Source organism: Duganella sp. GW821-FHT01E12 (assembly GCF_059422325.1).
In genome coordinates, this window is record NZ_JBWKWR010000015.1 from 15,176 (window position 1) to 29,060 (window position 13,885).

The 13,885-nt window shown below is 68.2% G+C and carries 7 protein-coding genes; all 7 read left to right on the forward strand.

The window, feature by feature from the left end; all coding sequences use genetic code 11:
* The first annotated feature begins 9 nt into the window (after positions 1 to 9).
* The 7 genes from AC07WS_RS27805 (at position 10) to AC07WS_RS27835 (ending at position 13,856) form a co-directional block, all read left to right on the forward strand.
* Positions 10 to 768 carry a 3-hydroxyacyl-CoA dehydrogenase gene (locus tag AC07WS_RS27805; RefSeq protein WP_494732184.1) on the forward strand — a complete coding sequence of 253 codons (759 nt, stop codon included), beginning with the start codon at positions 10 to 12 and terminating at the stop codon, positions 766 to 768.
* A gap of 92 nt (positions 769 to 860) precedes the next feature.
* Complete coding sequence (ggt, locus tag AC07WS_RS27810; protein WP_494732185.1) at positions 861 to 2,660, forward strand: gamma-glutamyltransferase; 1,800 nt, start codon at positions 861 to 863, stop codon at positions 2,658 to 2,660.
* 48 nt (positions 2,661 to 2,708) lie between these two features.
* Positions 2,709 to 3,884 (forward strand): patatin-like phospholipase family protein, encoded by a 1,176-nt coding sequence (locus tag AC07WS_RS27815; protein WP_494732186.1) that lies wholly within the window; start codon positions 2,709 to 2,711, stop codon positions 3,882 to 3,884.
* A gap of 36 nt (positions 3,885 to 3,920) precedes the next feature.
* Positions 3,921 to 8,906, forward strand: a complete 4,986-nt coding sequence (locus tag AC07WS_RS27820) for a two-component regulator propeller domain-containing protein (RefSeq protein ID WP_494732187.1) — start codon at positions 3,921 to 3,923, stop codon at positions 8,904 to 8,906.
* Between the two features lie 125 nt (positions 8,907 to 9,031).
* Positions 9,032 to 9,748, forward strand: a complete 717-nt coding sequence (locus tag AC07WS_RS27825) for a response regulator (RefSeq protein WP_494732188.1) — start codon at positions 9,032 to 9,034, stop codon at positions 9,746 to 9,748.
* 90 nt (positions 9,749 to 9,838) lie between these two features.
* Positions 9,839 to 11,467 carry an AMP-binding protein gene (locus AC07WS_RS27830; protein ID WP_494732189.1) on the forward strand — a complete coding sequence of 543 codons (1,629 nt, stop codon included), beginning with the start codon at positions 9,839 to 9,841 and terminating at the stop codon, positions 11,465 to 11,467.
* Positions 11,468 to 11,477: 10 nt separating this feature from the next.
* Positions 11,478 to 13,856: a bifunctional salicylyl-CoA 5-hydroxylase/oxidoreductase gene (locus tag AC07WS_RS27835; RefSeq protein ID WP_494732190.1), complete on the forward strand. Its 2,379-nt coding sequence runs from the start codon at positions 11,478 to 11,480 to the stop codon at positions 13,854 to 13,856.
* Positions 13,857 to 13,885: the final 29 nt, after the last annotated feature.

The following is a 13,885-nucleotide window of genomic DNA, read 5'->3' on the forward strand; positions in this document are numbered from 1 at the left end:
GGGACACACATGCAAATTCAGAACAACGTATTCATCGTCACCGGCGGCGCGTCCGGCCTGGGCGCCGCCACCGCGCGCATGCTGGTGGAGCAGGGCGGCAAGGTCGTGCTGGCCGACGTGCAGGTCGAGCCGGGCGAGGCGCTGGCCGCCGAGCTCAAGGCCGTCTTCGTCAAGTGCGACGTCACCTCGGAAGCGGACGGCAAGGCCGTGGTCGACGCCGCCCTCGCGCTGGGCACGCTGCGCGGCCTGGTCAACTGCGCCGGCGTGGCGCCGGCCGTCAAGACCGTCGGCAAGGACGGCCCGCACCCGCTGGACGTGTTCCAGCGCACCGTCAACATCAACCTGGTGGGCACCTTCAACATGGCGCGCCTGGCCGCCGACGCCATGGGCAAGACCGCCGCCACCGACAGCGGCGAACGCGGCGTGATCATCAACACCGCCTCGGTCGCGGCCTTCGACGGCCAGATCGGCCAGGCCGCCTACGCCGCCTCCAAGGCCGCCGTGGCCGGCCTGACCCTGCCGATGGCGCGCGACCTGTCGCGCAGCGCCATCCGCGTGATGACCATCGCCCCCGGCATCTTCGAAACCCCGATGTTGATGGGCATGCCGGAAGAAGTGCGCACCGCGCTGGGCAATATGGTGCCGTTCCCGCCGCGCCTGGGCCGTCCGGACGAATACGCCCACCTGGCCAGGACCATCATCGAGAACACCATGCTCAACGGCGAGACCATCCGCCTGGACGGCGCCATCCGCATGCAGCCGAAGTAAGCGGCGCGTAAACGATTTACTCGATTTCGTGTAGGATGCCAGAGTGATCGGGCGCGCGGCCCTGGCCGCGCGCCTCTTATTTTGGAGAGTCCATGTTCCGCAAGATTCGTATCGAGCCTTTGGCGCTGAGCCTCGCGCTGTCCCTTCCGCTGCTGGCCGCGCTGCCCGCGCCGGCCTATGCACAACGCACCGGCGCCGACGTGGCGCCCGAAATCGCCACCGGCTACGCCGAAAAGGCCGGCAAGTCCGCGCAAAAATTCATGGTGGCGGCGGCCAATCCGCTGGCCACCCAGGCCGGCTACCAGATGCTCAAGCAGGGCGGCGCCGCGATCGACGCGGCCATCGCCACCCAGCTGGTGCTCACGCTGGTCGAGCCGCAATCGTCGGGCATCGGCGGCGGCTCCTTCCTGCTGTACTCCGACGGCAAGCGCGTGCAATCCTACGACGGCCGCGAAACCGCGCCCGCCGCGGCGGACGAACATCTGTTCCAGGACCAGGACGGCAAACCGGTTTCGCGCGAGACCGGCGTGATCGGCGGCCGCTCGGTCGGCGCGCCCGGCGTGCTGCGCATGCTGGAGCTGGCGCACAGGGAGCACGGCAAGCTGCCGTGGAAGGCGCTGTTCGCGCCGGCCATCAAGCTGGCCGAAGACGGCTTCCATGTCAGTCCGCGCCTGAACGCGCTGCTCAACTACGACCGCTATCTGGCGCGCGACCCGGTCGCCAAGGCCTACTTCTTCGGCGAGGACGGCAAACCGCGCCCGGTCGGCTACCTGCTGAAGAACCCCGAACTGGCGCGCACCCTGCGCGAAATCGCCGACGGCGGCGCCGACGCCTTCTACCAGGGGCGCATCGCCCGCGACATCGCCGCCAAGGTGGCCGGCCATCCGACCAATCCCGGCAAGCTGACCGCCGCCGACATCGCCGGCTACCAGGCCAGGGAACGCACGCCAATCTGCAGCGACTACAAGGCGTGGACCGTGTGCGGCGCGCCGCCGCCGTCGTCGGGCGGCATCGCCATCGCGCAGATGCTGGGCATCCTGGAAGTGAAGGACATCAGCCCGTACAAGCCGGTCAACGGCATGCTGACGGCCGAGGGCATCCACCTGTTCACCGAGGCCGGACGCCTGGCCTACGCCGACCGCAACCGCTACGTCGCCGACACCGACTTCGTGCCGCTGCCCGGCAAGGGCGTGGCCGCGCTGCTGGACAAGGGCTACCTGAAGCAGCGCGCCGCGCTGATCGGCGAGCACTCCATGGGCCGCGCCAACTACGGCACGCCGGCCTCGATGCAGGTCGCCTGGGGCGCCGACACCGCCATCGACAAGCCATCCACCTCGCACCTGGTGGCGGTGGACGCCTACGGCGGCGGCCTGTCGATGACCACCTCGGTGGAAGACGCCTTCGGCGCGCGCCAGATGGTCGACGGCTTCATGCTGAACAACCAGCTGACCGACTTCTCCTTCGATGCGCAGGACGAAAACGGCCCGATCGCCAACCGCGTGCAGGCCGGCAAACGCCCGCGCAGCGCCATGTCGCCGACGCTGGTGTTCGACAAGGGCACGCACAAGCTGGTGCTGGCCACCGGCTCGCCGGGCGGCTCGACCATCATCAACTACGTGGCCAAGGTGCTGGTCGGCACGCTGGACTGGAAGCTCGACGTGCAGCAGGCCATCAGCCTGCCCAACTTCGGCAGCCGCAACGGCCCCACCGAACTGGAAGCGGGCCGCGTGGCGCCGGCGGTGATCGAGCAGCTCAAGGCGCGCGGCCACCAGGTGCGCGAGTTCGAGCTCAACTCCGGTCTGCAGGGCATCCAGCGGCGCGCGGCCGGCGGCAAGGAGCAGTGGTTCGGCGGCGCCGATCCCCGCCGCGAAGGTGTCGTATTAGGCGACTAAAGCCGTCAAACGCTCCCCAAATCCGGCATACCCTGCTAATCTTGTCGCATGGGAATTCAAAAGAAAACAGGCTTGATCCTGACGGGCGGCGGCGCCCGCGCCGCCTACCAGGTCGGCGTGCTGCAGGCGATCTCGGAGATACTGTGGGAAGCGGGCTGGCCGCCCGCGCGCAATCCGTTCGACATCATCTGCGGCACCTCGGCCGGCGCCATCAACGCCACCGCGCTGGCCTGCCGCGCCGATAACTTCGGCGAGGGCGTGCAAAAGCTGCTCGACGTCTGGCAGAACATCGAAGTGGGCCAGGTCTACCGCGCCGATTCGCTGGGCGTGATCCGCTCCGGCGCGCGCTGGCTGTCGTTGCTGTCGTTCGGCTGGCTGCTGCGCAAATGGCGCGCCGCGCCGCCCAACTCGCTGCTGGACAATACCCCGCTGGTCGGCCTGCTGCACCGCATGCTCGACTTGCCGCGCCTGGACTCGGTGCTGTCCGAGGGGCTGCTGCACGCGCTGGCCGTCACCGCCTCGTCCTACACCGCCGGCAACCACATGACGTTTTACCAGACCGCCGCCGACATCGCGCCGTGGATACGCATGCAGCGCGTGGCCCTGCAGGACCAGATCGGCGTCGAGCATCTGCTGGCGTCGTCGGCGATCCCGTTCATCTTCCCGGCCACGCCGCTGTACATGGGCGGCCACCGCGAATACTGCGGCGACGGTTCGATGCGCCAGCTGGCGCCGATCTCGCCGGCCATCCACCTGGGCGCCAGCAAGGTGCTGGTGGTCGGGGCGGGGCGCCTGACCGAGCCGGCCCGCAGCGCCGCCGAGAAGAGCGCGGCGCGCTACCCCAGCCTGGCGCAGATCGCCGGCCACGCGCTGTCGTCGATCTTCCTCGACAGCCTGGCGGTGGACATCGAGCGGCTGGAGCGCATCAACAAGACGCTCTCCATGCTGCCGCCGGAGCTGCTGGAGAAGACGCCGCTCAAGCCGGTGCAGCTGCTGGTGATCGCGCCGTCCGAGCGGCTCGACGACATCGCCAGCCGCCACATCGCCAGTTTGCCGGCGCCGATACGCACCATGCTGTCCGGGATAGGCGCCACCGAAACCCGCGGCGCCGCACTTGCGTCGTACCTATTGTTCGAATCGACATATACTTGCGAGTTGATCCGCCTCGGACAGCGCGACACGCAAGCGCGCAAGGACGATGTGCTGGCCTTCTTCGAATCCTGAATTTTGCGCATGGATAGCTGACCCACGGGACTTTTCTTGCAGTTTTTGATACGCCTCTGCCGCCGTTTGCTGCTGCCCGCCCTGCTGTTGTGGGGCCTGGGCGCGGCCGCCGCATGGGCCGGCGCGCCGCCGCGCACGCTGCGCTTCGAGCAGCTCAGCGTCGAACACGGGCTGGCGCAGGAATCGGTGCTGGCCATCGCCCAGGACAAGCAGGGCTTCGTCTGGCTGGGCACCCAGGCCGGCCTGACCCGCTTCGACGGCTACCGCACCGTCACCTACAAGAGCGCCGTGTCCGATCCGCACAGCCTGGCCGACAACTGGGTGCGCGTGCTGCACCTGGACCGTTCCGGCCAGCTGTGGGTGGGCACCGACGGCGGCCTGGATCGCTACGACCCCGCCACCAAGACCTTCATCCACTTCCTGCCGCACGAATCGGCGCAGCGCGGCAACGGCAACCGCCACGTGCGCGCCATCGCCGACGATGGCCTGGGCGGCCTGTGGCTGGCCAGCGCCGACGGCCTGCACCACTTCGACCCGGCCAGCAAGCGCTTCACCAGCTGGCACCACGACCCGGCCGATGCCGGCAGCCTGGCCAACGACCAGGTCAACGCGCTGGCGCGCGACGCCGCCGGCCGCCTGTGGGTGGCCACCGCCACCGGCCTCGATATGCTGGCGCCGGGCGAGTCGCGCTTCCAGCACTTCACCATAGACGCCCACGGCGACAGCAAATTCAACGCCGTGCTGGCGCTGCAGGTCGACAGCGCGCAGACGCTGTGGGTGGGCACGCTGGGCGGCCTGGAACAATGGCGCCTGCTGGGCAAGGAGCCGCAGCGCCGCCGCCTCGGCGCGCGCGAGGGCATGAAGCCGGGCATGAGCGTCACCACGCTGTATGTCGATGCCGAGACCAACGTCTGGGTCGGCACCCAGGCCGACGGCCTGCTGCGCTGGCTGCCGGCGGAGAACCGGCTGGTGCAGTATCTGCATCAATTCAGCGATAGCCACAGCGTGGCGGACAACCAGATCTCGGCGCTGTTCCGCGACCGCGTCGGCACCTTCTGGGTCGGCACCTGGAACGACGGCGCCAGCCGGGTCGATCTTGGCAGCGGCGGCTTCGCCCGCATCGTGCGCCAGGCCGACATCCCCAACACCCTGTCGGACAACAAGGTGCGCGCCATCGTGGCCGAGGCGCGCGGCCTGCTGTGGCTGGGCAGCAGCGGCGGCCTGAATCTGTACGACCCGGTCAGCGGCGAGGGCAAGGTGTGGCGCCACGATCCGCTGCGCGCCAACAGCTTGAGCGACGACCAGGTCACCGCGCTGTGGCGCGAGAAGAACGGCAATCTGTGGATAGGCGGGCGGGCCGGCGTCAACCACCTGGACGTGGCGAGCGGCGCGATCAAGGCGCTGTCCTTCGTGCGCGGCGATCCGGCCAGCGACACCATCCGCAACATCGTCGGCGACCGCGGCGGCATACTGTGGATCGCCTCGCGCGGCGGCCTGCACCGGCTCGACCCGCAGACCATGGAGGTGCGCACCTTCCGCCACGACCCGTCCGACATGAGCAGCCTGGCCGACAACGTGGTGCGGCCTATCCTGGAGGACCGCAAGGGCCAGCTGTGGGTGGGCACCTTCAACGGCCTCGATCTGCTGGACCGCAAGAGCGGCAAGTTCCGCCACTTCCGGCGCGACCCGGCCGACCCGTTCAGCCTCAGTCACGACGAGGTGCACTACCTGTACGAGGATGGACGCGGCACCATCTGGGTCGGCACGGCGGCGGGCCTGAACAAGATGGAGGTGGCGGCCGACGGCGCCATCCGCTTCCGCCGCTACCTGCGCAAGGACGGCATCGCCGACGACGCCATCGCCTCCATCCTGCCGGACGACGCGGGCAATCTCTGGTTGAGCACCAACAGCGGCCTGTCGCGCCTGAACACCGAGACGGGGCTGGTGCGCAACTACGGCGGCGCCGACGGCACCATCGAAGGCGCCTACTTCGACGGCGCCGCGCTGCGCACGCCGGACGGCACGCTGTACTTCGGCGGCTTCAACGGCATCACCGCGTTCGCGCCGCCGGAGGTGCGCGAGAACAGCGTGGCGCCGACCGTCGCCATCACCGACTTCCAGATCTTTAACAAGTCGCTCAAGCCGGGGCAGGGCGAGCATCCCGACGTGCTGAAGGTGGCGATCGAGCACACCAGCGCGCTCACGCTGCTCGAAGACGATTCCGTGTTCTCGCTGGAGTTCGCGGCGCTGCACTACGCCGCGCCGCAGCGCAACCGCTTCGCCTACCAGCTGCAGGGCTTCGACGAGGACTGGGTGGTCACCGATTCCACCAAGCGCTTCGCCACCTACACCAACCTCGATCCGGGCCAGTACACCTTCCGCGTCAAGGCCGCCAACAAGGACGGCATCTGGAACGACAACGCCGCCACGCTGGAGATCACCATCCTGCCGCCGTTCTGGAAGACCTGGTGGTTCCGCGGCCTGTTCGGCCTGGCGCTGGCAGGCGCCGCCTGGGCCGCCTACCACGCGCGCGTGCGCAGCCTGCACCACCAGCAGCAGCGGCTGGAGGAGCTGGTCGGTTCGCGCACGGCGGAAGTCGAACAAAAGAACCTGCTGCTGCAACAGCAGAAGCGCGAACTGGAACAGCGCCGCCTGGAGGCCGAGGCCCAGCGCGCCGAGGCCGAGCAGCGCCGCGTCGACACCGAGCGCCAGAAGGTGGAGGTCGAGCGGCAGAAGGAGAACGTCGAACAGGCGCACCGCAACATCTCGGTGCTGAGCGAACTGGGTCGCGAGATGAGCGCCACGCTGGACATGGAGACCTCCATGCGCACGCTGTACCGCCACGTGCACCACCTGATGGACGCGCAGATCTTCGGCATCGGCTTCGTGCGCGAGGACGAGGGCGTGATCGACTTCCCCTTCGCCATCGACGCCGGCGTGCGCACCTTGGCCTACCAGCGCCGCCTGGACCAGCCCAACCAGCTGGCGGTATGGTGCCTGACGCAGCGCAAGCCGGTGTTCATCAACGACTTCCAGGCCGAGTACCGCAACTACATGGACGAATCGGGCCTGGACACGCTGGTGGCCTGCGTGCGCGAGGACGGCGTGCCGGCCGCCGTGGCGCAGTCGATGATGTACGCGCCGCTGGTGGCCAACGACAAGGTGGTCGGCCTGCTGTGCGTGCAGAGCGTGGAAAAGAACCGCTACCAGCAGGTGCACATGGACATGCTGCAGACGCTGGCCTCGCACGCCGCCGCCGGCCTGGAAAACGCGCGCGCCTACCAGCAGCTGGAGGAAACGCTGCAGCAGCTGCGCCTGACCCAGGAACAGCTGCTGCAGCAGGAGCGCCAGGTGCGCCTGCACACCGAGGAGCTGGCGCTGGCCAACCGCGCCTTGCAGGAGAACGACGAACGCCTGCGCCTGGCCAAGCAAAAGGCGGAAGACGCCACGCGTCAGAAGTCCGAGTTCCTGGCCAATATGAGCCACGAGATGCGCACCCCGCTGGCCGGCGTGATCGGCATGCTGAGCTTCGCGCTGCGCGACAGCCGGCTGGCCGCCAGCACCCGCGAGCAGATCCTGCGCGGCCAGGCCAGCGCGCAGTCGCTGCTGTCGATCATCAACGACCTGCTGGACTTCTCGAAGATCGAGGCGGGCAAGCTGACCATCGAGAACATCGACTTCTCGCTGTCGGCGGCGGTCGAGAACGTGGTCAGCCTGTTCGAGGAGCAGGCCGCCGCGCACAGCGTGGAATTCAGCCTGGAGTTCGGCGACGGTTTGCCGCAGTTCGTGGTCGGCGATCCGACGCGGCTGCGCCAGGTGCTGGTCAACCTGGTCGGCAACGCCTTCAAGTTCACCGAGCACGGGTCGGTGCGCATGCGCGTCGAGCGCGTGCCGCAGGAGGACGACGCGCGCGCCCGCGCCGGCTACAAGGGTGCGCTCAACCGCATCCGCTTCAGCGTGGCCGACACCGGCATCGGCATCGAGGCCGCCGCGATCCCGCGCCTGTTCCAGCAGTTCGAGCAGGCCGACGCCTCCACCACGCGCCGCTACGGCGGCACCGGCCTGGGGCTGGCGATCTGCCGCCAGCTGGTCGAGCTGATGGGCGGCGGCATCAACGCCGTCAGCGCGCCGGGCGAGGGCAGCGTGTTCTCGTTCGAGCTGCCGCTGGCGAACGGCGTGCCGCCGCCGCTGGTGCCGCACGTGCCGCGCGAACCGCACAGCCACCAGCTCAAGGTGCTGTGCGCGGAGGACTTCCCGACCAACCAGATCATCATCCGCATGATGCTGGAAGACCTGGGCCACAAGGTCGATATCGCCGCCAACGGCGCGCTGGCCGTCAAGGCCTGCTCGCTCACGCGCTACGACCTGATCCTGATGGACGGCCGCATGCCGGAGATGGACGGCGCCAGCGCCACCCGCGTGATCCGCTCGGGCGGCACCGAGGCGGCGCCGGTGCGCGACCAGGAACTGATGATCATCGCGCTGACCGCCAACGCCAGCGAGGAGGACCGCAGCCGCTACCTGGCCTCCGGCATGGACGACTTCCTCACCAAGCCTATCGACGAGGACAAGCTGCACTTCCAATTGAGCCGCGCCATCGAACGCCAGCTGCAGCGGGGCTTCCAGCTGCCGCGCATGGAGCCGCGCCACAATCCGGCGCTCGGCACGCCGGAGCTGGACACGCTGTTCGGCGTGGCGCCCGCCTCCGAGGAGCCGGCCCGGCTGGCCCAGCACAGCGGCGGCGGCGACCTGAAACTGCGCCTGCGCAGCGCCTTCCACCAGGACGCGCCGCTGCGGCTGGCGGACCTGGAGCGCGCCGTGGTGCTGGCCGACGCCGACACCGCCAGCCGTCTGCTGCACGGCATGAAGGGCAGCGCCGGCTATCTGGAAGAGCAGGAATTGCAGGCGCTGTGCGGCGAACTGGAACTCGACGCCGACCATGGCAACTGGACGCGCATCGCCGAGGCCATGCCCCAGCTGCGCGCGCTGCTGGGGCGGGCCGGCGCGGCTAGCACTTTGTAAGCTGAGGTTATTCGCACAAATCCTGCGTCGTCCAGGACATCTTGCCCCTGTTTTTCATGTAATATCGTTGCTAAGTGCCGTACTGAGGTCACACTAAAGTAGTCGTTAAGGGCACAGGGAGTCTCATGAAAGTTTTGGTAGTCGACGACGACGTCGTCTCGCGCATGGTGTTGATGCACCTGATCGACAGCTGCGGCAAATTCGATATCGTCGAAGCGGAAGATGGCGCCGACGCCTGGCAGCAGCTGGAAGACGGCTTGCGTCCTGCGATCTGCTTCTGCGACCTGCGCATGCCGCGCCTGTCCGGCATGGAGCTGCTCCAGCGCGTGAAGGGGCATGCGGAACTCAACACCATGCCCTTCGTGCTGGTGACGTCCGCCAATGACCAGGATACCGTGCAAGAGGCGACCAATTCAGGCGCGGCCGGCTACATCGTCAAACCGTTCCAGGCCGAGCAGGTGCGCGTCCACCTGGTCAATTTCCTCGACCAGGCGGCCAGCGGCTACGACCACCATGCCGAAGATCCCGCCGACACCTTGCGCCGCTTGGGCATCAACGCGGAGCGCCTGCTGGTCTACCTGAGCGGATTCCAGAACCAGCTGACCGCGGCCAGCGGCGATTTGGAGGTCTTGCTGGGCAAGGGGCAGCAGCAGGAAGCGCAGGCGCGCATCGAGCGCCTGCACGCCGGCTGCGTCACGCTGGGGCTGGACGGCGCGGCCGCCGTGCTGAAGGACCTCGAACCCGGCAGCCTCGCCAACGAGGCCGTGCAGGCCGTGCTGGCCGACGTGGTGCGCGCCGTGATCCACCAATCGGGCTTGATACGGCAGGGCGCCGCCGCCTGAACGATAGCACTTGATGTTGAGATAGTTTAGGTTTAAAGTATCTTCTGCGTGAGCAGCGGATACCGAACGACCTCCAACTTCAGGGCGACCATGACCAGCATCTCCGTCTCCAACAACCACAGCGCGCATACCGACAGCTTCGCGCGCGAGCATTTGCCGCCGGCCGGACTGTGGCCCGAGCTGCGCTTCGACCTGCCGGAGCTGCAATATCCGCCGCGCCTCAATTGCGTGGCGGCGCTGTTCGACGGCGCGCTGGCCGGCGGTGCGGCCGGGCGCATCGCGATCCGCGGCGAACAACTCAGCTGGACTTACACCCGATTGATGGAGCAGGTCGACCGCATCGCCCATGTGCTGCGCGGCCCGCTGGGCCTGGAGGCGGGCAACCGGGTGCTGCTGCGCGGCGCGAACCATCCGATGATGGCGGCCTGCGTGCTGGCGGTGCTCAAAGCCGGCTGCATCGCCGTGCCCACCATGCCGCTGCTGCGCGCGCGCGAACTGGGCACCATCGCCGCCAAGGCCGAGATCAACGCCGTGCTGTGCGCGGACAGCCTGCGCGCAGAAATGGAGGCGGTGGACCTGCCCGCCGCCGTCAAGGCGAAGACGCTGTGCTTCGGCGCCGCCGACGCCGGGCTGGAGGCGCTGATGGCGCAGCAGCCGGCCAGCTTCGACGCGGTGGACACGGCGGCCGACGACGTGTGCCTGATCAGCTTCACCTCCGGCACCACCGGCATCCCGAAAGGGACCATGCATTTCCACCGCGACGTGATGGCGATCTGCGACTGCTTCCCGCGTTCGGTGCTGGGATCGCAGCCCGACGACATTTTCATCGGCACGCCGCCGCTGGCCTTTACCTTCGGCCTCGGTGGCCTGCTGCTGTTCCCGCTGCGGGTGGGCGCGACCGCCGTGCTGCTGGAAAAGCTGACGCCGGAAACGCTGCTGCAGGCGATAGAAAAATACCGGGCCACGGTCTGTTTCACCGCGCCCACCTTCTACCGGCAAATGGCGCCGCTGGCCGCCAGATACGACATCGCCAGCCTGCACAAATCCGTCTCCGCCGGCGAGGCGCTGCCGCTGGCCACGCGCGAGAGCTGGCGCCAGGCGACCGGGCTGGCGATGATAGACGGCATAGGCGCGACCGAGCTGCTGCACATCTTTATCTCCGCCTCGGGCGACCAGATACGGCCTGGCGCCACCGGCAAGCCGGTGCCGGGCTACCAGGCCTGCATCCTCGACTACGACGGCAATCCGGTCGGGCCGGGCGTGATCGGCAGGCTGGCCGTGAAGGGGCCGACCGGCTGCCGCTACCTGGCCGACGAGCGCCAGCGCGACTACGTGCTCAATGGCTGGAACCTCACCGGCGATGCCTACGAGATGGACGCCGACGGCTATTTCTACTACCGTTCGCGCACCGACGACATGATCATCTCGGCCGGCTACAACATCGCCGGCCCGGAGGTGGAGGACGCGCTGCTGCGCCATCCCGCCGTGGCCGAATGCGGCGTGATCGGACGGGCGGACGAGGAGCGCGGGCAGATCGTCGAGGCCCATGTGGTGCTCAAGCCGGGCCACGAGGCGTCGGCGGAAATGACGGCGCAGTTGCAGGAGTTCGTCAAAGGACAGATCGCGCCGTACAAGTATCCGCGCGCGATCCGCTACCTGACGGCGCTGCCGCGCACCGAAACCGGAAAGCTGCAGCGCTTCAAACTACGTACCGAATGAAGAGAACCGCATGAATATTGTTTGCATAGGCGGCGGCCCCGCCGGCCTGTATTTCAGCCTGCTGATGAGGAAGCAGGACCCGTCCCGCCAGATCACGGTGGTGGAGCGCAACCGTCCCTACGACACCTTCGGCTGGGGCGTGGTGTTCTCCGACCAGACGCTGGGCAACCTGATGAACGCCGACGAGCCGACCGCGCGCGCCATCCTGCAATCGTTCAACCACTGGGACGACATCGACGTCTTCTTCAAGGGCGAAAGGGTCACGTCCGGCGGCCACGGTTTCTGCGGCATCGGCCGCAAGCGCCTGCTCAACATCCTGCAGCAGCGCTGCGAGGAACTGGGCGTGTCGCTGGTGTTCGAGACCGAGGTGGCGGACGACCAGGAGATCGCCGCCCGCTACGGCGCCGACCTGGTGATCGCCTCCGACGGTTTGAACAGCCGCACCCGCACGCGCTACGCCGACAGCTACCAGCCGCAGATCGAAGCGCGCCAGTGCCGCTTCGTGTGGCTGGGCACGCGCAAGAAGTTCGACGCCTTCACCTTCGCCTTCAAACAGACGGAGCACGGCTGGTTCCAGGCCCACATCTACCAGTACGACGGCGACACATCGACCTTCATCGTCGAGACGCCGGAATCGGTGTGGCGCGCGGCGGGACTGGAGGACATGAGCGCCGAACAGTCCATCGCGTATTGCGAACAGCTGTTCGCGGACCGGCTGGACGGCCACGGATTGATGTCCAATTCGGCGCACCTGCGCGGCTCCGGCATGTGGATCAAGTTCCCGCGCATCGTCTGCGGCCAGTGGGTGCACTGGAACGCGGTTGGAGCCAAACGTGTGCCGGTGGTGCTGATGGGCGACGCCGCGCACTCCGCGCATTACTCGATCGGCTCCGGCACCAAGCTGGCGCTGGAGGACGCGATCGAACTGGCGCGCTGCTTCGGCGAGCATGCCGATGCCGCCGGCGCGCTGGCGGCGTATCAGTCGGTGCGGGCGGTGGAGGTCATCAAGCTGCAAAGCGCGGCCCGCAATTCGATGGAGTGGTTCGAGAACGTCGATCGCTACACGGCGATGGAAGCACCGCAGTTTGCCTACTCGATGCTCACGCGCAGCCAGCGCCTGTCGCACGAGAACCTGCGTCTGCGCGATGCGGCCTACGTGGCGGACTACGAACGCTGGTTCGCCGCCCGCGCCTGCGAACAGGCGGGCCTGCCGCCGGCGAAGTCCGCGCCGCCGATGTTCACGCCTTTCAAAGTCCGCGAGCTTGTGCTGAAAAACCGCATCGTCGTCTCGCCGATGGCACAGTACAGCGCCGTGGACGGTGTCGCCGGCGACTATCACCTGGCCCATCTCGGTGCGCGCGCGCTGGGCGGCGCGGCGATGGTGTTCGCCGAGATGACCTGCGTGTCCGCGGATGCGCGCATCACGCCGGCCTGTCCCGGCATGTACGCGCCGGAGCACACGCAGGCCTGGAAGCGCATCGTCGATTTCGTCCACCAGCACAGCGACGCGAAGATCGCGCTGCAGCTGGGCCATGCCGGCGCCAAGGGCTCGACCCGCGCCATGTGGGACGGCATCGACCAGCCGCTGGACAAAGGCAACTGGCCGCTGGTCTCCGCCTCGCCGCAGCAGTACCTGGCCGGCATCTCGCAAACCGCGCGCGCCATGACGCAGGCCGACATGGACCGCATCGAAGCCGACTTCGTGCGCGCCACGCGGGCCGCCGACGAAGCGGGCTTCGACTGGCTGGAGCTGCACTGCGCCCACGGCTACCTGCTGTCGTCGTTCATCTCGCCGCTGACCAACGAGCGTGGCGACGAATATGGCGGCAGTCTGGAAAACCGCTGCCGCTATCCGCTGCGCGTGTTCGCCGCGATGCGCGCCGCCTGGCCGCAGCACAAGCCGATGAGCGTGCGCATCTCGGCGCACGACTGGGTGGAAGGCGGCATCACGCCGGACGACGCGGTGCCGATCGCGCGGCTGTTCAAGGCCGCCGGCGCCGACATGATCGACTGCTCGTCGGGGCAGGTCAGCAAGCTGGAAAAGCCGGTCTATGGCCGCATGTTCCAGACCCCGTTCGCGGATCGCATCCGCAACGAGGCGGGCATCGGCGCGATCGCGGTCGGCTCGATCTTCGAAGCCGACCATGCCAACGGCATCATCGCAGCCGGCCGCGCCGACCTGTGCGCCGTCGGCCGCCCGCACCTGGCCAATCCCGCGTGGACGCTGGCGGAAGCGGCGAAGATCGGCTACTCCGGCGTCGCCTGGCCCAGGCAATACCTGCCGGCCAAGCAGCAGCTGGAACGCAACCTCGAACGCGAACGCCAACTGGCGGCGGCCAATACCGGCCTCACGCCGCAGCAGGTCGCGGCCAAGCTGCTGGAAGGATAGGCCGATGAGCACCACTAACAAAGCCCGCG

Excerpts from the sequence above, each read along its gene's own strand:
- AC07WS_RS27835 (WP_494732190.1), top strand. The coding sequence starts at position 11,478 with ATGAATATTGTTTGCATAGGCGGCGGCCCCGCCGGCCTGTATTTCAGC.
- AC07WS_RS27815 (WP_494732186.1), top strand. The coding sequence starts at position 2,709 with ATGGGAATTCAAAAGAAAACAGGCTTGATCCTGACGGGCGGCGGCGCC.
- AC07WS_RS27825 (WP_494732188.1), top strand. The coding sequence starts at position 9,032 with ATGAAAGTTTTGGTAGTCGACGACGACGTCGTCTCGCGCATGGTGTTG.
- ggt (WP_494732185.1), top strand. The coding sequence starts at position 861 with ATGTTCCGCAAGATTCGTATCGAGCCTTTGGCGCTGAGCCTCGCGCTG.
- AC07WS_RS27805 (WP_494732184.1), top strand. The coding sequence starts at position 10 with ATGCAAATTCAGAACAACGTATTCATCGTCACCGGCGGCGCGTCCGGC.
- AC07WS_RS27830 (WP_494732189.1), top strand. The coding sequence starts at position 9,839 with ATGACCAGCATCTCCGTCTCCAACAACCACAGCGCGCATACCGACAGC.